Source organism: Moellerella wisconsensis ATCC 35017, from assembly GCF_001294465.1.
GTDB classification, from domain to species: domain Bacteria; phylum Pseudomonadota; class Gammaproteobacteria; order Enterobacterales; family Enterobacteriaceae; genus Moellerella; species Moellerella wisconsensis.
Map to the genome: position 1 here is coordinate 20,901 of NZ_LGAA01000011.1, position 20,148 is coordinate 41,048.

At 41.6% G+C, this 20,148-nt stretch carries 18 protein-coding genes; 7 read left to right on the forward strand and 11 right to left on the reverse strand.

Features of this window, described 5'->3' with window-relative positions:
• The first annotated feature begins 291 nt into the window (after positions 1–291).
• Positions 292–939 (forward strand): TetR/AcrR family transcriptional regulator, encoded by a 648-nt coding sequence (locus tag M992_RS05890; protein WP_053907740.1) that lies wholly within the window; start codon positions 292–294, stop codon positions 937–939.
• Between the two features lie 168 nt (positions 940–1,107).
• Here the strand turns inward: M992_RS05890 and M992_RS05895 are convergent, their stop codons facing one another.
• The gene (locus M992_RS05895; protein ID WP_053907741.1) at positions 1,108–1,455 is read right to left on the reverse strand and encodes a YacC family pilotin-like protein; all 348 of its coding nucleotides are present in this window, start codon (positions 1,453–1,455) and stop codon (positions 1,108–1,110) included.
• A 400-nt stretch (positions 1,456–1,855) separates the two neighbouring features.
• Between M992_RS05895 and hpt the strand changes: the two genes are divergently transcribed.
• On the forward strand, positions 1,856–2,392 hold the full coding sequence (gene hpt, locus M992_RS05900) for a hypoxanthine phosphoribosyltransferase (protein WP_053907742.1): 537 nt from the start codon (positions 1,856–1,858) through the stop codon (positions 2,390–2,392).
• A gap of 115 nt (positions 2,393–2,507) precedes the next feature.
• On the opposite strand, the gene can is transcribed toward hpt, so the two are convergent.
• Positions 2,508–3,161, reverse strand: coding sequence for a carbonate dehydratase (can, locus tag M992_RS05905; RefSeq protein ID WP_047256896.1), 654 nt, complete (start codon positions 3,159–3,161; stop codon positions 2,508–2,510).
• A gap of 379 nt (positions 3,162–3,540) precedes the next feature.
• Between can and M992_RS05910 the strand changes: the two genes are divergently transcribed.
• Positions 3,541–4,479, forward strand: coding sequence for an ABC transporter ATP-binding protein (locus M992_RS05910; RefSeq protein WP_047256895.1), 939 nt, complete (start codon positions 3,541–3,543; stop codon positions 4,477–4,479).
• A complete protein-coding gene (locus M992_RS05915; RefSeq protein ID WP_047256894.1) occupies positions 4,476–5,246 on the forward strand; it encodes an ABC transporter permease in 771 nt (256 codons plus the stop codon). Before M992_RS05910 ends, M992_RS05915 begins: the two co-directional genes overlap by 4 nt.
• A 169-nt stretch (positions 5,247–5,415) precedes the next feature.
• Here M992_RS05915 and panD read toward each other — a convergent pair whose 3' ends face one another.
• The 8 genes from panD to sfsA form a co-directional block, all read right to left on the reverse strand.
• Positions 5,416–5,796, reverse strand: a complete 381-nt coding sequence (gene panD, locus M992_RS05920) for an aspartate 1-decarboxylase (protein ID WP_053907743.1) — start codon at positions 5,794–5,796, stop codon at positions 5,416–5,418.
• Between the two features lie 117 nt (positions 5,797–5,913).
• Entirely contained in the window at positions 5,914–6,777 is an 864-nt protein-coding gene (gene panC / locus M992_RS05925) for a pantoate--beta-alanine ligase (protein ID WP_053907744.1), read from the reverse strand.
• 126 nt (positions 6,778–6,903) lie between these two features.
• A complete protein-coding gene (panB, locus tag M992_RS05930) occupies positions 6,904–7,695 on the reverse strand; it encodes a 3-methyl-2-oxobutanoate hydroxymethyltransferase (protein ID WP_053907745.1) in 792 nt (263 codons plus the stop codon).
• A gap of 62 nt (positions 7,696–7,757) precedes the next feature.
• A complete protein-coding gene (folK, locus tag M992_RS05935) occupies positions 7,758–8,249 on the reverse strand; it encodes a 2-amino-4-hydroxy-6-hydroxymethyldihydropteridine diphosphokinase (RefSeq protein WP_053907746.1) in 492 nt (163 codons plus the stop codon).
• 5 nt (positions 8,250–8,254) lie between these two features.
• Positions 8,255–9,649, reverse strand: a complete 1,395-nt coding sequence (gene pcnB / locus M992_RS05940) for a polynucleotide adenylyltransferase PcnB (RefSeq protein WP_390892484.1) — start codon at positions 9,647–9,649, stop codon at positions 8,255–8,257.
• A 356-nt stretch (positions 9,650–10,005) separates the two neighbouring features.
• Positions 10,006–10,905 (reverse strand): tRNA glutamyl-Q(34) synthetase GluQRS, encoded by a 900-nt coding sequence (gluQRS, locus tag M992_RS05945; protein ID WP_053907747.1) that lies wholly within the window; start codon positions 10,903–10,905, stop codon positions 10,006–10,008.
• Between the two features lie 70 nt (positions 10,906–10,975).
• Positions 10,976–11,431 (reverse strand): RNA polymerase-binding protein DksA, encoded by a 456-nt coding sequence (gene dksA / locus M992_RS05950; protein WP_053907748.1) that lies wholly within the window; start codon positions 11,429–11,431, stop codon positions 10,976–10,978.
• 185 nt (positions 11,432–11,616) lie between these two features.
• Positions 11,617–12,333 carry a DNA/RNA nuclease SfsA gene (gene sfsA / locus M992_RS05955; protein WP_053907749.1) on the reverse strand — a complete coding sequence of 239 codons (717 nt, stop codon included), beginning with the start codon at positions 12,331–12,333 and terminating at the stop codon, positions 11,617–11,619.
• A 120-nt stretch (positions 12,334–12,453) separates the two neighbouring features.
• Between sfsA and hrpB the strand changes: the two genes are divergently transcribed.
• On the forward strand, positions 12,454–14,976 hold the full coding sequence (gene hrpB, locus M992_RS05960) for an ATP-dependent helicase HrpB (RefSeq protein ID WP_134473631.1): 2,523 nt from the start codon (positions 12,454–12,456) through the stop codon (positions 14,974–14,976).
• 358 nt (positions 14,977–15,334) lie between these two features.
• Positions 15,335–17,851 (forward strand): bifunctional glycosyl transferase/transpeptidase, encoded by a 2,517-nt coding sequence (gene mrcB / locus M992_RS05965; protein WP_053907751.1) that lies wholly within the window; start codon positions 15,335–15,337, stop codon positions 17,849–17,851.
• A gap of 193 nt (positions 17,852–18,044) precedes the next feature.
• Here mrcB and hemL read toward each other — a convergent pair whose 3' ends face one another.
• Complete coding sequence (hemL, locus tag M992_RS05970; RefSeq protein WP_053907752.1) at positions 18,045–19,331, reverse strand: glutamate-1-semialdehyde 2,1-aminomutase; 1,287 nt, start codon at positions 19,329–19,331, stop codon at positions 18,045–18,047.
• 414 nt (positions 19,332–19,745) lie between these two features.
• Here hemL and erpA point away from each other — a divergent pair, with 414 nt between their 5' ends.
• The gene (gene erpA, locus M992_RS05975) at positions 19,746–20,090 is read left to right on the forward strand and encodes an iron-sulfur cluster insertion protein ErpA (RefSeq protein ID WP_053907753.1); all 345 of its coding nucleotides are present in this window, start codon (positions 19,746–19,748) and stop codon (positions 20,088–20,090) included.
• Positions 20,091–20,148: the final 58 nt, after the last annotated feature.

Sequence of the window (20,148 nt, forward strand, 5' to 3'; positions counted from 1 at the left end):
AGAATATATATTTATAATGATTTATCGCTGCAAATGCCTATTAAAATTTTAAAATTGAGTGATAAATCAACGATTACTTATAATATTAACTATATGAATATGTTAGGTAGACGTTTATATAGTGAATTACCAAGATTAAAATGAAGCCTAGGATTAATATTATATTTATTAGCATATGGACTAATATAATTAGTAAAAAAGACACGCCAATAGTTTAATGATATTAATCAATTGATACGATTAATGAGAAATAAACTATAAATAGTTTAAACACTGAGCAGGATTTTATTTATGCTACAAGATAAGCCAACCCATAATTATACCGGTACACGTAAACGGACCTATCATTTACTTATCGGAACGGCAATGGCGATGTTTGAGCAGGGGGTCATGCCATCGATTTCTGAATTAGCTACCGAGGCTGGAGTATCAAGAGCCACCGCGTATCGTTATTTTCCCACCCAAAGCGATTTAATTACAGCAACAGTCAATGAAAGTCTCGGACCTATTTTAACTTGGCGCCCAAAAAGTGATAAAACAGAAGAGCGTATTAGCGAATTAATTAATTATTCGTATCCACGTATGTTTGAACACGAAGGTGCCTTGCGTGCTGCGTTGCAAGTTTCACTGCAACAATGGGCTGACACTCGATCACAACATAATCATAACGATCTCAAGGAAAAGCACTTTCAGCGCGGAAATCGTAAAAAGATATTATCGATGGTTACTGAGCCAATGGAATCCGAATTCTCGCCAGATATTATTGATAAAACGATAAAAGCTTTTTCTGTTATTTATGGCTCAGAAATTTTATTAGTATTGAAAGATATTTGGAAAATGGATAATGCGCAAGTTATGAGCATGATACAATGGATGGCTAAAGCGATTTTAAATCAATCAATTATTGATAATCAGAAAGCCAAAAAAGCTGAAAAATAAGAAAAAATAAGTTTCGAAAACTGCACATATTAACTGCCTATATTGGTTATGACATATTGGTTGTGCAGTTTTAAGGCAACAATTTAAAAAGTATTTTAAAGAGCAGGCACATAATGGTTATTATAACTGCAAGCTGCCCAGCCAATATATCATCGGTATATAAGATAATTATTTAACATAGGCAAATAATCCCAGAGAATCGCGTGCTAGAGACTGGCATTTAAATTCACTAGAGAGTGGAATATCTTTTAAATCAGTATAACTTTCTTTATTGAGTTTCGACATATCCAGAGAATTATAATTAGTCAGATCCCATTTATTAGTTTGGGCGAAATAGATAATCGCACGTTCAATTTCTCGATCAGGAATTTGTGAATAACCACAGTCATATTTAAGATAAACGAATACCGCTGTTAGATCGGCGAGATCTTCAGCTTCGCTAGGTGATAGTGCTTTCGCAACACCACTAAAACTGAGTAGTGAAACTATGTATGAAAATAAGATAATTTTGTGCATTCAGTATTCTATACCGTTTTTATGTCAAGTTACGTGAACATAATAATAGAATTGTTAGTAACCTACAGTTTTATCGTTATCGGAAAATAACCACAATAATTTATCCGATATTCCAGATCTATCAATGAGTTAGCGCAAAGATTTGGTGGAATATTTATTAAAATCATCATGTTATTACTAATATATTTAAATTGAATTAAGTTTATCTGTACAGATTAAATCATGTTTTTGAAGAAAATGATATTGTTCTATCGGTTAGATAGGACTTAGATTATTTTGTAACTATATGATTTATATTCAATATTTAATTCAGTTTGTCATTATTGGCAATATTATCGCGTCTGCATGCGGCCTATGTTAAAATGTCATGCTTTCCATTTCCTATAGATACCAATAGATCATGAAACATATTTTAGAAGTGATGATCTCTGAAGAAGAGATTGACCAGCGCGTGAGTGAGTTAGCCGAAAAAATTACGGCTCATTATCAAGATGTTGACGGTGACTTAGTCTTAGTTGGTCTGTTAAAAGGATCGTTTGTTTTTATGGCTGATTTATGCCGTAAAATCCAAGCGCCGCATGAAGTCGATTTTATGACCGTATCTAGCTATGGCAATGCGATGAACTCTAGTCGTGACGTTAAAATTGTCAAAGATCTGGATGAAGATATCCGTAATAAGCACGTATTAATCGTAGAAGATATCATTGATTCCGGTAATACGCTGAATAAAGTTCGTGAAATTCTGGCTTTACGTGGACCAAAATCTGTAGCTATCTGTACTTTATTAGATAAGCCATCACGCCGCGAAGTCGATGTTCCTGTAGAGTGGATTGGCTACTCTATCGAAGATAAATTCGTTGTTGGTTATGGTATTGATTATGCTCAACAATACCGTCACTTACCGTATATTGGGCATGTGACTCTGTTGGACGAATAATTTTTACACACTAATAGCGATAAAAAAAGGCCGCAATTCAATGATTAGCGGCCTTTTTGTTGGGTTGCATTCATCTAATGGGATGCGTGGAGCAGTACCAACAGAGAGTGGGTATTTATTTTTTCTGGGTTAAGTTAGCAATTGATTCACGATAACGTAACTCTAATTTTTCACGGCTATCCGCTGTCACATATAAATCATGTAAACGACCATTATTGATGCCGTAAACCCAGCCGTGGATCATGATTTTTTGCCCACGTTTCCAGGCGGATTGCATGATAGTTGAATGGCCAAGATTATATACCTGTTCAACGACATTAAGCTCACATAGCCGATTCAAACGTTCACACGGTTTCAGTTCCCCGAGCATTGAGCTGTGTCGATACCAAATATCGCGAATATGTAATAGCCAGTTATTAATTAAACCGAGCTCGGTATTATCAACAGCAGCTTCGATACCACCACAACCATAGTGACCACAAACGATAATATGCTCAACTTGTAATACATCTACCGCATATTGAATAACTGAAAGGCAGTTAAGGTCTGTATGGATCACTAAATTAGCGACATTACGGTGAACAAATAGATCACCCGGTGCTGCATTAATTAATTTTTCTGCGGGAACACGGCTATCTGAGCAGCCGATCCATAAGAAACGCGGATTTTGAGCCTTGGATAATTCTTTGAAAAATTCAGGACTTTCTTCGTTTACAGAGGCTGACCACTTTTCATTGTTAGCGAACAGCTCTTCGATTTTCTTCATCATGATCTATGCCTGGTTATAATTCTTAGCGTTAAAATTATTTTATTAATCATACTGCAAGTTGCATAATTGTTAACTAATTTTAGCGATAAAAATAGTCTACTTGAATCTGCATATCAACCAATTATTAACAATTGTTGGCAGCTAATTGTAAACAATTAGCATATACAAGATTAATTGATTAATTAATAATTTGTTGCGAAATTTTTTATATTTACTGTAAGTTATTAATTTATAATTAATTTTTAATATACTTAACTTATCGATATTGGTCAATATTTGGCTTTAACCTTTTTCGGCATAACAAATGTAGTAAAAAAATGGCATCATTCATACATATTTTTTTTAAATCAGTTCAAGAATAAAAGGTGTTTTTATATATATGACATATGCACTTGAATTATCGCAGCTGACAAAAACCTATGCTGGTGGCGTGAAAGCATTGCGTGGCATTGATTTGTGCGTAGAAGATGGTGACTTTTATGCATTGTTAGGCCCTAATGGCGCTGGAAAATCGACCACCATTGGCATTATTAGTTCATTGGTTAATAAGACTAGCGGCTCGGTTAAAGTGTTTGGTTACGATCTCGATAAAGAGGTGGTTAATGCCAAACGACAATTAGGGTTAGTCCCGCAAGAATTTAATTTTAATCCATTTGAAACGGTACTACAGATTGTTCTGAATCAAGCGGGTTATTACGGCGTTACTCGGTCGATTGCGCACCAACGCGCCGAATTATATTTAACACAATTAGATTTATGGGAAAAGCGTAATGAACGTGCGCGTAACTTGTCTGGCGGTATGAAACGCCGTTTGATGATTGCTCGTGCACTAATGCATGAACCGCGATTATTGATCCTTGATGAGCCGACAGCAGGGGTCGATATTGAATTGCGTCGTTCAATGTGGGGTTTCTTAAAAAATCTGAATGATCAAGGTACAACAATTATTTTGACCACTCATTATCTGGAAGAAGCCGAAATGCTATGCCGTAATATTGGTATTATCCAGCACGGTGATTTGGTTGAAAATACTAGTATGAAACAACTACTTAGTCAGTTGGAATCAGAAACATTTATTTTTGATTTAGGCGCTAAAAGTGCGATCCCGCAATTAAAAGGTTATGCTTCCCGTTTGTTAGACACCTCGACTTTAGAAGTCGATGTTAAGCGTGAGCAAGGACTTAATGGGTTATTTTCCCAGTTAGGGGAGCAAGGTATCCAAATTTTGAGTATGCGTAATAAAGCGAATCGCTTGGAAGAATTATTTGTGAATTTAGTTAAAAAAGAATCAGATTCAGTACAGAAGGAGGCGCAATGAACGCCTTGTATTGGGTAGCATTAAAAACTATCTGGATAAGAGAAATTACACGATTTGGTCGAATTTGGATACAGACATTACTGCCTCCTGTGATAACTATGTCTTTGTATTTTATAATTTTTGGTAATTTAATCGGTTCACGAATTGGTGATATGGGGGGCGTAGATTATATGCAATTCATCGTCCCCGGGCTTATCATGATGGCGGTGATAACCAACTCTTATTCCAATGTATGTTCTTCGTTTTTTGGTTCGAAATTTCAGAAAAATATTGAAGAACTGCTCGTGGCACCGGTACCGACCCATGTGATCATCGCTGGATTTGTTGGCGGTGGAGTAGCTCGTGGTATTTTGGTTGGCTTTTTCGTTACTCTAGTATCACTATTTTTCGTGCCATTACAGATACATTCGTGGCCAATGATCATCATTACTTTGTTATTAACCGCAATTGTTTTCTCTCTAGCGGGTCTATTAAATGCGATTTTTGCCAGAACATTTGATGATATCAGCATTGTCCCGACGTTTGTGTTAACACCATTAACTTATCTTGGAGGAGTATTCTATTCTCTAAGTTTATTGCCTCCATTCTGGTTAGCGGTGTCAAAACTGAATCCGATAGTCTATATGATAAGCGGTTTCCGTTACGGCTTTTTAGGTATTGCTGATGTATCGTTAACTGTGACGTTAAGTGTGCTTATGGGCTTTTTAGTGGTTTTTTATCTGTTAACTTGGTATTTAATTGAGAAGGGTCGTGGCCTACGCAGCTAATCGATTGTTCTTATTAAGATAAGCTAGCGTTTTAACACCATAATATTAACGCCATGGGGAAGTCTGTGGCGTTAATTTTTATGGCAGGTAAAAGACAAAAAATTCCCCGTAATATTGATTAACGGGGGAGATTGCAGATAACGGAGCGAATCAATGTATATTGCGTTGATTAAGCGACCTGTACTGGTACCGCTTTAGCTATTCGGCTCATGGTATTATCCGCATCAAAATAAGCGACTTTCGGTTTATGTGTCCGCGCTGCGCTGTCTTCCATTTGAACGTAAGAGCAGATAATTAATTTATCACCAACGGCTGCCAGTCGAGCCGCCGCCCCATTGACTGAAATTATTTTTGAGCCGCGTTCAGCCGCAATTGCATAGGTTGAAAAACGCTGGCCATTATCCACATTATAGATATCAATGGCTTCATATTCGAGTATCCCTGCCGCTTCCATAAAATTGAGATCAATGGCACAAGAACCTTCATAGTGCAGGTCGGCTTGAGTCACGTTAACACGATGTAATTTACCTTGGAGTACGGTACGTAGCATGTATTTCCCCTAATAACTTATTGAATAATATAGCCATAGCTCGGCAAATCTATGATCGGTAGTCCGATTGATAGCCCCACCGACTAATAAATGCAAATCAATGCAGTAACAGTTTTTTTAGTCTATTTGCGGCGGAAGAGAGACTGATAAATTATCAATTAGACGGGTTTGTCCTAACCAAGCTGCCATTAATATGACTGCAGTGCCGCTGGTGGCAGTTAATGGGGCTAACGTTTGTGCATCGCGAATAAATAATTCATCGGGAGTAAAGCCAACGGCACGTAATTTATCTTCAGCTTCAGTCAGTAACGAGGGAATATCTGCCGTAGAGGATTGCAGTTTTAAGCCGATTTCTTGCATAATTTCATACAATTTTGGCGCTATTTTTTTTTGGTCAGCAGAAAGATTATTATTGCGAGAACTTAAGGCTAATCCATTTTTTGCTCTGACTGTTGGCACAGAGACGATAGAAATATCCCATGACAGATCAGCGACCATCTTGCGAATTAATTGCAATTGTTGGTAATCTTTTTCGCCGAAAAAGGCAATATCTGGCTGAACTAAGTTAAATAGCTTAGTAACTACTGTGGCGACACCGCGAAAATGACCAGGGCGGCTAGCACCTTCTAATATTTCCGACAGCTCAGGCACTTCAACGTAGGTTTGTTTCTCCATCCCTGTGGGATAAATATCTTTGGCTGAAGGAGCAAAAACTAAATCAATATTGCGACGTTTAAGTTTCTCACAATCTTCTTGCAGTGTTCTTGGATAATTATCTAAATCAGACGCATTGTTAAATTGTAGCGGATTAACAAAAATACTGGCAATCACAATATCCGCGTGCTGTTTCGCTTCATCGATTAGATTTAAATGCCCATCGTGGAGATTCCCCATGGTAGGGACAAGCGCAATACGTTTACCTTCTTGTTTCCAGCGGCGAATTTCACGGCGTAAAATTAGCGAAGTCTCAACGATAAGCATATTCAAGTTCCTTTTCTCGTGTCATAACTGAAATTATCTGAACTATAAGAAGACCACAAATAACTACACTCATAGTGTATTAGCATAGTGCATTAGCGAGCGCAGTCAGTAACCGTAATAAATCAATTATTCGAATGAATGTTCAGCATCAGGATAACTGCCGTTTTCGACTTGCTCGATATATAAGTGAATAGCATCACGAATATTACCGGCTTCAGCCAAAAAGTTTTTAGCAAATGTCGGGGCTTTCGGCGTGATCCCTAGCGCATCGTGCATGACTAAAATTTGTCCATCGGTCCCACTACCAGCACCAATTCCGATAACCGGAAGCAGTAATTCTTCGGTGATCAGTGATGCCAACGCACTTGGGATACATTCTAAAACCAATAATTGAATACCCGAGTTTTCAAGAGCGATCGCATCTTTTATCAGCTGGTTAGCGGTAACTTCATCACGACCTTGAACTTTATAGCCGCCAAGAACATTCACAGCTTGCGGGGTTAAGCCAAGGTGGCCGCAAACCGGTACCGAGCGTTCGCTGAGCATTTTAACTGTATCACACAACCAGCTACCGCCTTCCACTTTGACCATGTTTGCACCAGCTTGCATTAAGATGGCTGCATTTTGGCAGGCTTGCTCTGGGCTTGAGTAACTCATAAAGGGCATATCTGCAATAATAAATGCTTCAGGTGCTCCTTTACGAACACAACGAGTATGATACGCAATGTGTTCAACAGTGACCGGGAGCGTAGAGTTTTCGCCTTGCAGTGTCATTCCTAAAGAATCGCCAACCAGCATCACTTGAATGCCTTGTTCTGCAAATAATTGGGCAAAACTTGAATCGTAGGCTGTTATGGTGGCAAATTTACGTTTTTCTTTTTTTAACTGACTTAGATAGGCCAGAGTGATTGGTTTCATGCTAATAACCTCCGTAAGTTACGTCTAAAACAGCCACAGTGGTCGAACGTTGACGGGGGCTGTTAGGATGATTGGTGCCAGAGCATCAATCCGTTGCGGGGCACAAGAGAGAGTCTTTTTGACAGCGGTTCACCATCAGGAAAAATTAAATCAGGGGCGATTTCAGCTAAGGGATAAAGCATGAATTCGCGTTCTTTTAGGCCATAATGTGGAACGATTAAACGTGGTGTGGCAATGGTTTGGGTACCAAATAACATAATATCGAGATCGAGCGTTCGCGGTCCCCAGCGTTCATCTTTGCGTACACGCCCATGTTCGAGCTCAATACGCTGTGTTTGTGAAAGTAGTTCTTCAGGCTGTAGCGCCGTGATTAATAGCGCTACAGCATTGAGATAATCCGGTTGATCCTGCGGTCCGAGGGGCTTGGTCCGATAAAAGGAAGAAACCGTTACAAGTTCACTGTGAGGAATTGTTTTTAGCGCTTCAATAGCCGCATTAATCTGTTGAAGCGGGTCATTTAAATTACTGCCAAGCGCAATATAAACAGATTCCATAGTGATTACTCATTATCCTGTGGTTTATTACGCGGTTTACGTGGAGCACCAGAATGCGATTTTTTAGGACGAGTCCGGCGACGTGCTGGCGTTTGTCCTAGCTCAGTGATCATCTCGCGTTGTTGGCTATTATTAGCCACTTGGAACTCATCCCACCAGCGTGCGAGTTCAACCAATTCTTTGCGATGCGGTTCGGCATTAGCCCGCAGTTCCAGTAAATCAAACGCTGCCCTAAACTTAGGGTGCTCCATTAATTTATTGGCTCTACGTCCTTGACGGCGCGGCAGACGCAGTTGTAATTGCCAGATATCTCTCATGGTACTGGTGATACGTTTCGGGATAGCAATCGAGCGGCATTGTTCGTCAAGAATATCATTCATCGCCAAAGCAAAGGCTTCATAATAGGCTAATCCACCTTCTTGAGATAGTTTTTCAGCGTGTTCAGCGAGGGGATACCATAACATGACCGAAAACAAGAATGCTGGATTAACGCGTTGGTTATTGGCCAGTCGAGAATCGGTATTTTTTAGTACCTGATCAATAATATATTCCATCGGTGAATCACTGTGTTCAGTGAAGTTTTGCTGTAAAAGAGGGAATAATTGCTTGAACAGGCCATATTGGCACAGCATTTTATAGGTCGCATACCCCTGGCCAGCTTGCAGCAGTTTTAGTGATTCTTCAAACAGACGCGCAGAAGGAATATCTTTTAACAGTGGTGCTAAACGAGGGATCGGCTCTGCGGTTAACGGCTCTATTTTCATATCCAGTTTACTGGCGAAACGTACCGCTCGTAACATGCGAACTGGATCTTCGCGGTAACGAGTTTCTGGGTCGCCTATCATACGGATAACACCGTCTTTTAAATCTTGTAAGCCGTGAACATAGTCGCGAACGGTAAAATCAGCGATATTGTAATATAAGCTATTGATTGTAAAATCACGTCGGATAGCATCGTCTTCAATTGAGCCGAAAATATTATCGCGCAGCAGCATGCCACTTTTGGCTTGCTGAGACAGATTTTTATCTTCTTGCTCTTCGATTGTCTGAGGATCATGATGCCCACGGAAAGTGGCCACCTCAATAACTTCAGGACCAAACATAATATGTGCCAAACGGAAACGACGCCCGACTAAGCGGCAATTACGGAATAATTTACGAATTTGTTCGGGGGTGGCGTTGGTCGTAATATCAAAGTCTTTTGGCTTTTTGCCTAATAATAAATCGCGAACGCCTCCGCCAACGAGATACGCCTCGAAGCCCGAATTACTCAGACGATAGAGGACTTTCAGCGCATTATTGCTGATATCATTGCGTGAAATACAGTGTGCAGCCCGTGGAATGACTGTCATCGGTTCATCCTCGACTGGCGTATCAGCTTGCTTATGACGACGAGTCACTTCTGGCGTCGATGCTTTCGTCGGTCTATCTGCCGATCTCTGTGGGCGTTTTTTAGTTTTCTGCCTTTCAGAATATCTATCGTCAGACTGCCTATTTGGCTGGCGCTCAGGCTGCTCATTAGGCTGTTTTTCCGCTGTAGTCAGTCGGTCAGAATTAGTGACTGGCCTTTCACTGGCTGCCTGTAGTTCACGTTGAGCTTTATCGTCACGTGCTAATAAGTTACGGCAGAAATTTGCTACTCGGTTAAAAATAGTACACCTCGATTTAATCACTAATGTCAAAAAATAAAAATAAGCGGCTAATCATAGCCTACAGAACTTTTTTTGAGAATGGTCAATCTCATAAAAGTGACTGATTACTGAAATTTTGTCGTGACAGAGTCATAATCCGGGACTAATGATAAGTCCCAATTTTTTATTGCCAGTGCCAATAACTGTTCAATGCTTATTTCTTGCCAGCCATCTATATACGGTTGTTGCAGAAAATTCAGCGCTTCAATCAATACCGGCCGTGGGTCTGAGACGGGTATTGGCTGAGCATGATTCTGCTTCGATAGCTTATTATTATCTATATTCAATGCCAGAGGCAAATGGGCATAAGTTGGCTCTGGCAGCGATAAATGTCGATACAGCGATATCTGATGCGATGTCGGGGCAATTAAATCGGCACCACGCACTATCTCAGTCACTCCCTGATAATGATCGTCAATTACCACCACCAGATTATAAGCAAATAGCCCATCTTTTCTATGAATAATAAAATCTTCTTCAGCGATTGCCGGTTCAGTATGCACGGTCCCCCGGATCCTATCATTAAAATCATAAATAGGATGGCATTGGCTAATTCGCAATGCGGCATTGGTTGCCGGTAAATTCAGCCAGCGGCAACGACCATTATACAGCCCTCCCATCTCATGGATACAATGGCGTGTGCATCGGCAATAATAACATTGATTATTATGGATAAGCTCAGCCAAAATTTCACGATAAGCGGCATGACGTTGAGATTGATAAACCACCGGACCGTCCCAGTATAAACCGTAGCATTCTAAGGTAGCGAGAATACTGTCTGCGGCGCCGGGAACTTCACGTGGCGGATCAATATCATCGATGCGTAGTCGCCATTGGCCATGTTGAGATTTAGCTTGTAGGTAACTACCAAGAGCAGTAACTAGCGATCCAAAATGGAGATCATCTGAAGGAGAGGGGGCAAAGCGGCCAATGTAGGGTTTTGAAGATGAATTAGCGGTTTTCATGGCGGTGTAAATATTCCTATAACGGCGCATAACCACAGTATGCGCCGTCGAGGACTCCATAAGTCAGTAATTAGCCAGCCATTTGCTTTTCACGAATTTCTGCTAATGTCTTACAGTCAATACATAAATCAGCTGTAGGGCGAGCTTCTAAGCGGCGAATGCCAATCTCAACCCCACAAGACTCGCAGAAACCGAAGTCATCATCTTCAACTTTCTTTAAGGTCTTCTCGATTTTTTTAATCAACTTACGTTCACGATCTCGGTTACGTAATTCAAGACTGAATTCTTCTTCCTGAGCGGCTCTATCAACAGGATCTGGAAAGTTAGCGGCCTCATCTTGCATATGAGTAACTGTCCGGTCGACTTCATCCCTGAGTTGATTGCGCCATGCTTCGAGAATGAGCTTAAAATGAGCCAACTGAGCGTCGTTCATATATTCTTCGCCAGCTTTTTCTTGATAGGGCTGAACCCCAGCAATGGCGAGAATGCTTAAGGACGAGGTCTTACGTTTTTGCCCTTCTTGCATAATACTTCTCCTACACACGCAATTTAACACTAACCCCAATGGGGAAAAATAAAGGTCGCTATAAATAGCAGAAGCCCGCCTTCTTGGCAATCGTTCCTGCTATGAGTTTTGCAATGCTGTGAACAGACGCGTGTTTGTCTTTTTCTTAGCCACAACGCTCAGCTACCATTATATTGATGAATTAACTACTCTTTTATCATCGAAACAAAGTCAATTTTCTTAGCCAGCAAAAGTTCCTTTTCTGATATATCTGCTTGATAACAAATGACTTCAACACCACACTCAATCGCTTGCTGCAATAATGATGCATATTGCTTATCAATATGCGCTGCCGCTGATACTTGCTGAATACCCGAATGCATTACAGCGAACAACAGTATGGCCTTTTTTCCTTCTTTAGCAATAATTGTTAGCTCACGTAGGTGTTTCTGTCCTCTTTGGGTAATGGCGTCGGGAAAATATCCTTGACCATTCTGTAGCAAAGTCACTGATTTTACTTCAATATAACATGCTGGCAGTTTGTCTCCGGTCAATAAAAAATCAATCCTACTATTCTCATCTCCATATTTAATTTCTCTTTGGACAAATTTATATTCAGATAATTCTGGAATGATCTTTTTTGTTAGAGCCTCGGCAACTAATTCATTGGCGCGTAGCGTGTTAACCACTATCCAATCGCCGGTTTGTGTTTGGGTTAATTCCCAACTGTGAGGGTATTTACGTTTAGGGTTATCGGACGTTGAATACCAAACTTTATCGCCCTCGGTAGCACAACCTGTCATTGCGCCGGTATTTGCACAATGAATCGTTATTAATTGACCTTCTGGCGTAACGATATCTGCTAAAAATCGTTTGTAGCGTTTGACTAATATCGCCGGTTGCAAAGGAGGAATGAATTCCATGAAGGCTCCGCTATTGGATAGAGTTAATAAACTGGCGGGCAATGCTACAATGTCGGCCATTAAAAGTTAATCATTTTGCCATGATGGTGAGTGAAAAGAGAACAATTATGAGGAATAATAGTGTCATTATTACCTATATATCAAGTAAGTAACTCTTTACTTGCCGCATTAAAAAATAGCAATCAAGTACTATTACATGCGCCAACAGGTGCGGGTAAGTCGACGGCACTGCCATTAGAAATTTTAAAGAGTGGGGTCATTGAGGGGCGAATTATCCTGCTGGAGCCTCGGCGTATTGCAGCGCGAAATGTCGCTTACCGTTTGGCCGAGCAATATGGCGAACCCATCGGAGAGACAATTGGCTACCGTATGAGAGCCGAGAGTCGAATCAGTGCGAATACGCGCCTTGAGGTGGTAACCGAAGGCATATTAACCCGCATGTTGCAGCAAGACCCATTATTAGAAGGTGTGGGGTTAATTATTCTGGACGAGTTCCATGAACGTAGTTTACAGGCTGATCTTGGTTTAGCGCTATTATTGGATATTCAGCAAGGATTACGCGAAGACCTACGTATTTTATTGATGTCAGCGACATTAGACAGCAAGCGTTTAACCAGCTTGTTCCCAGATGCTCCAGTGATTGTTTCTCAAGGGCGCTCTTTTCCGGTAGAACGGCATTTTCAGCGTTTGAATCCGCATAGACCCTTTGCGGCTGAAGTTGCTTCGGCTGTTTGGCAATTGATGTGCTCGCACTCGGGATCGCTGTTGTTATTTTTACCGGGAATTGGCGAAATTCAGCGGACATTAACCGAGCTTTCGGCGCGTGTAACACCAGATATTTTGCTTTGTCCCTTATATGGCGCGTTATCGATACAAGCGCAGCAGCAAGCTATTCTGCCAGCGCCTGTCGGACAGCGAAAAATTGTGTTAGCCACGAATATTGCTGAAACCAGTTTGACCATTGAAGGTATTCGGCTGGTGGTCGATAGCGGTTTGGAACGCATAGCCCAGTTTAATCCGCGTAATGGTTTAACGAAATTAACTAAACAGCAAATTAGCCAAGCGTCGATGATCCAGCGGGCGGGGCGTGCCGGGCGTTTAGAGCCGGGAGTTTGTTGGCATCTTTTCAGTCGCGAACAGGCGGAGAGAGCCCCTGAGCATAGCCAACCCGAGATTTTACACAGTGATTTGAGCGCGTTATGGCTATCGATTTTACAGTGGGGATGCCAAACCCCCCAACAATTATCGTGGTTAGATTATCCACCAGAAATGCATATTCGGGCGGCGAATAAATTACTGGCGCAATTAGGCGCCGTAACAAGCACCGCTCGAGGTCAGGATAATCATCGTGCCTACGATTTATTGAGTCATAAAGTGACACTGACGCCGAAAGGGCAAAAAATGGCTGCGGCTGGAAGCGATCCCCGGTTATCCGCCATACTGTTTTATGCACAACAAACAGATGATAACGCATTGATTAAATTGGCTGGATTAATAATCGCTATATTAGAAGATCCGCCGCGCAGCAAAGGTTTGTCTGATATAGCAATTTGGCTAGCAACGCCAATCGACAAATGGTGTCACCGTGCCTCACAAATCTGTGGTCTTAAAGTAACGGGGCAAGATAGCCGACAATTGGCGAGCCATCCCGCATTGGCCTTATTATTGGCGCAAGGATTTGCCGATAGAATCGCTAAAAATCGTAATAATCAGTCACGTTTTCAATTAGCTAATGGTTCTGGAGCACAAATTGAGCCACAGGATAGTTTGGCGGATCAAGCGTGGGTGATTGCCGCTCAATTATGGCAAGGAGACTACAGCGCGGATGCCAGCATTGGGCTGGCTGTGACCGTTGATATTGAGCAATTAGAGCATCACTGCCCGGCGTTATTTAACCAGCAAGCAGCGGTAGAATGGGATGAAAAACGTGGAACCTTAATTGCTTGGCGGCGTACTTTGTGCGGTGAATTAATTGTCCGCTCGGAGCGTTTAGCTAATCCCTCAGCGAAGGAGATAACTCAAGCGCTATTATACTGGGTAAAAAATAATGGATTACAAGGCTTTGTCTGGAGTGATGCCGCCTTGCAGTTGCGTATTCGTTTACAATTAGCGGCTCAATGGTTCCCTGAGATGGATTTGCCTGCGGTCGATGATGAATCGCTATTAGCTTCCCTCGATGAGTGGCTATTGCCATTTTTATCGGGAGTAAAAGATTTAGCCGCATTACGCGCAATTAACTTACAACAAGCGCTAACTCAGCGGTTAGATTGGCAACAAAAGCAATGGCTTGAAACTATGTTACCGACACATTATCTCACACCGACTGGAAATAATGTACGCATTGAATATTCATTGGATAAACCGCCAGTTATTGCGGTACGCATGCAAGAAATGTATGGTGAGTCGCATAATCCAACCGTTGCGGGCGGAAGAATAATCGTGACATTGGCTTTATTATCACCCGCAATGCGCCCGTTGCAGATTACCCAAGATTTAAATGCGTTCTGGAAAGGTAGCTATCGTGAAATTCAAAAAGAGATGAAAGGTCGTTATCCGAAACATTTATGGCCTGATGATCCCGTAAAAACTTTGCCGACGCCAAAAACTAAAAAAGCACTGGATCGGCGTAATGAGTCGATTTAATCTAGAAAGTAATAGGCTATTGATTATTAGGTAATTAATTGAATTAATTTGATATTATTTGATTTTTAGGTGGGACTTTCACTGTAAGCACCCCACGGTTTATTAGAGTTTTGTGTCTATTTGGGAGCTTTCCTCTGTGAATTAAGGGGCAATGTAAGCCAAAATCGTCAATAAGTTAAGATTACTTCAACCAAAGACTGAATAGATTAAAAATCAAGCCGATGCAGAGCCCGTAATAATCAGTGCAAAACATTTATTTTAAGCCGGTTAAATAATTGTACCCTATAGCTTAAAAAGATAGTTGAATATGAACGGTTAAACGTGAAAAAACGTAAAAAATTGAATATGATAGGTGCAAATGTCAGGTAAAGATTTTGAACCCATAGGCAAGCGTAAAAAAACACGCCCAACTAAAAAACCAGCGAATTCTCGTCGCCGTCAGCGGCGGGATGATTATGATGAATCTCCATTCGATGATGAACAATTTAATGAACATACAGAGTATCAGCAAGAGGACGAACTGATGGCGAAGAAAAGCAAAAAAGGGCGTCCGAATAAGCAAAAAAGTAAATGGCGTTGGTTTTGGCTATTGGTCAAAATCGCCTTGGTTATTACGCTGTTAGTCGGCATTTATGGGGTTTATTTATACCAAAAAGTCAGTGAACGCCTTGACGGCAAAGTGTGGGATCTTCCTGCCGCGGTGTATGGCCGTATGGTCAACCTCGAGCCAGGCATGGATTATAGTCAAGCCGAAATGGTACGCTTGTTGAATGGCATGCAGTATCGACAAGTCAATAAAATCACCCGCGCTGGGGAATTTGTGGTGAAAGGCAACACCATTGAGATGTTGCGTCGGCCATTTAATTTCCCTGATCAAAAAGAAGATCAGATCCTTGCTCGTTTATATTTTGAAAAAGGGCGCTTAGTTAAAATTGAGAATATGGAAAATAACCGTATTTTTGGTTTCTTCCGTCTCGATCCAAAATTAATCACGATGTTACAGTCGCCAAATAATGAACAGCGATTAGTACTACCGATTGAAGATTTTCCTGAATCGTTAATTAAGGTGCTATTAGAAACTGAAGATCGCCGATTCTATGAGCACGACGGTGTCAGCATTTATTCTATTGGCCGTGCAGTGATAGCCAACTTAACCGCTGGACGTGCCGTGCAGGGGGGCAGTACCTTAACGCAGCAATTAGTCAAAAACTTATTTTTAACGAACGAACGCACACTTACCCGTAAAGCCAACGAAGCCTATATGGCGGTACTGATGGACTACGGTTATAGCAAACAACGTATTTTAGAATTGTATCTCAATGAGGTGTATTTAGGCCAAAGTGGCGATGATCAAATTCGTGGTTTCCCATTGGCGAGCTTATATTACTTCGGTCGCCCGGTTGATGAACTCAGTCTTGATCAGCAGGCTTTATTGGTCGGCATGGTCAAAGGTGCCTCATTATATAACCCGTGGCGCAATCCTAAATCTGCCTTAGAACGCCGCAATGTAGTCTTGAAATTATTGGAATCGCGCGGTGTTATTGATCAGGCAATGTACGATGTTCTTAGTGCTCGCCCACTGGGCGTTAAAGCCAAAAGTGGCGTGATTACTCCACAGCCGGCATTTATGCAAATGGTTCGCCAAGAACTAAGCGAAAAGCTGGGGGATAAATTTGATAATTTATCTGGGGCTAAAATATTTACTACTCTCGACCCTGTTTCGCAGGATGCAGCCGAAAACGCGGTAGAAAAAGGTGTAGAAAATTTAAGAGAAACACGAAAAATTAATGATTTAGAAGGCGCCATTGTTGTCGTTGATCGAATTAATGGTGAAGTTCGGGCTATGGTCGGAGGTTCTCAGCCGCAATATTCAGGCTTTAATCGTGCTCTGAATGCTCGTCGCTCGATTGGTTCATTGGCCAAACCTCCGGTCTATTTAGCCGCATTAAGTGAGCCTGATCGCTTCCGTTTAAATACTTGGCTATCCGACGAGCCATTAGCATTGAAAGTGGGTAATCAAACATGGAAACCAAACAATTATGATCGCCAATTCCGTGGCCGAGTGATGTTGGTTGATGCGTTAGCTAAATCGCTAAATATTCCAACCGTTAACCTCGGTTTAGAAGTAGGGCTTGATCAAGTGGTTAATATTTTTGTGCGCTTAGGTGCACCGGCCAATGTATTAGAAAAAGTCCCGGCCATGCTACTTGGCGCGATAAACTTAACCCCTATTGAAACAGCGCAGGTGTATCAAACCATTGGTGGTAACGGTAATCGCGCGAAGTTATCGGCATTACGCTCAGTTATTGATGGTGATGGTAATGAGATTTATCAAAGTTACCCTTCCGCGGAGCGAGCTGTTCCTGCTCAGGCTGCCTATTTGGCATTATATGGTATGCAGCAAGTGGTCGATCAAGGAACTTCGCGTGCATTAAAAACTAAGTTTGCAAAATATAACTTAGCTGCCAAAACCGGAACAACCAATGACTTACGTGATAGTTGGTTTGCGGGAATTGATGGTAAGGAAGTTACCATTGTTTGGGTAGGCCGTGATAATAATGGTCCAACTAACCTGACGGGCTCTACAGGCGCTCTGAAGATTTATCAACGCTATTTAGATAATCAAACGCCTTTAGAACTGATTAATCGTCCGCCAGAAGGTATCGTTGAGATGCGCGTTAATGCTGATGGACAATTTAATTGTTCAGAATTTGGCGGAGGGCGTGTGTTGCCAGTGTGGACTGAAAATCCACAATATTTATGTGAAACACAGTCCTCACAACAACCAAATTGGAATTTAAATAATAATACTAATCCACCACAAGAAAATGATGCACCGGATTGGGTTAAAGAGATGTTTGGCGGTAATAATTAACCTTGTGGCTTACGCTGTATTGAACAAGTAACAGTGGGTTAATTATTAACCTGAAAATAGAGAGTTAGGTTATTTGTAACTCTCTAAAATCAGTTATTTGATAGCCATAAAAATGCCGCGTTGTATAAATACAGAGCGCGGCATTTTTTTATGGGCTGTACTGATGCCGATTAATGAGCATCAGTAAAAACGATTATTTGTCCATTTTGGCGAATGCTTCGCGTGCTGCCTCAAGAGTTTTATCAATATCTTCATCGCTATGAGCAATCGACATAAAACCTGCCTCGAAGGCTGAAGGGGCTAAATAAATCCCTTTTTGCAGCATTAAATGGAAGAACTGTTTAAAGCGTTCGGTATTACACTGCATCACATCTTGATAGCAAGTTACGCGTTTGGCATCGGTGAAGAAAATACCAAACATGCCGCCAACATGATTGACGACCAGCGGGATCCCTTCTTCTTCGGCTACTTTTTCTAATCCACGCGCCAGTTTGTCGGTTAATTCCGCGAGTCGAGCATGTACGCCAGGTTGAGCGACTTCATTTAAACAGGCTAATCCCGCCGCCATCGCGACAGGGTTACCGGATAAAGTCCCTGCTTGATAAACTGGGCCAATAGGAGCCAGTTTTTGCATTACATCAAAACGCCCACCAAATGCGCCGACAGGCATACCGCCGCCAATAATTTTACCTAGGCAGGTTAAATCTGGCACTACGCCGTAGTAGTCTTGAGCTCCACCTAGGGCAACGCGGAAGCCTGTCATGACTTCATCAATGATAAGCAAGGCACCGAATTCATCACACAGTGCGCGTAGGCCCGGTAAAAAGTCTTGATTTGGCGGAATGCAATTCATGTTACCTGCGACCGGCTCGACAATAATACAAGCAATGTCCTCAGGGTAGTTTTCAAACGCTTGACGCACTGAAGATAAGTCATTATAAGTACAGGTCAGCGTATGTTTTACAAAATCTTCTGGCACGCCCGGAGAATTAGGCTCACCCATGGTTAGCGCGCCTGAGCCCGCTTTAACTAGCAAGCAATCCGCGTGACCATGATAGCAGCCTTCAAATTTAATGATTTTGTCACGTTCGGTATAACCACGGGCTAAGCGGATTGCGCTCATAGTCGCTTCGGTTCCCGAGTTAACCATACGTATCATATCAATGGATGGCATTAATTCGCAGACTAAATCTGCCATTTGTACTTCAGCTGCGGTTGGTGCACCAAAGCTCAGGCCTTTATTAACCGCTTTTAGTACGGCATCACGAATGGCTGGGTGATTATGACCTAAGACCATCGGGCCCCATGAACCGACATAATCAATATAAGATTTACCATCTACATCATAGATATAGGCACCATCAGCCCGCTCAATAAATAGAGGGGTACCGCCGACACCGTTAAAGGCACGTACCGGTGAATTTACGCCGCCGGGGATAAGTTGTTGTGCTTTGTCATAAAGTGTTTGAGAATGGCTCATTCAGGGCTCCAAGTAAGAAGGTGAGCTAATTAATACCGCCATTCTAATGCACTGTAGGGGTTAAGCCAAATACTCCGCAGCACTGTTTTCCAAAAGTGCCAAAAAGTGTCACAATAGTTGAACCCATTGGTCGGGTATTAGATAATTACGATACTCGCCATACTTTAGGTTGCAGGTGTGCTCAGCATAAGGCGATGAATAAAGAGGGCTCAAATAGAAATAACAAAAAATTCAAATTGATGTTATTTCATTAGATTACCTTGGGTTTTACCGGGCTATCTTGTCGGACTATTGTGAATTTTTCATGTTCTGCAACTGCGCCAGTTTAAGGGCAGTATTTAGAGTAGAGACAGATCAGAGTAAGCCTTGCTGGCTTCTGAATGAGATTACCGGTTTCCGGTTTGGAGTAATGAAATGAGTGATAATGTAGCACTGCCTCTGCAATTTACCGATGCAGCAGCGATTAAAGTTAAAGACTTGGTTTCTGATGAAGAGAATCCAAATCTGCGTTTACGTGTCTATATCACCGGCGGCGGATGCAGTGGTTTTCAGTATGGGTTTACCTTTGACGATAAAGTCAATGAAGGTGATTTAACAATCGAGAAACAAGGCGTTGAACTGGTTGTTGATCCGATGAGCTTACAATATTTAGTCGGTGGCTGTGTTGATTATACCGAAGGTCTTGAGGGCTCTCGTTTTATTGTAACCAACCCGAATGCTAAAACGACGTGTGGCTGTGGTTCATCTTTCAGTATCTGATACGGGTGAAAATTCGATTAGAATCCCCCTTATTTCACTATATTCAGCCCACTAATCT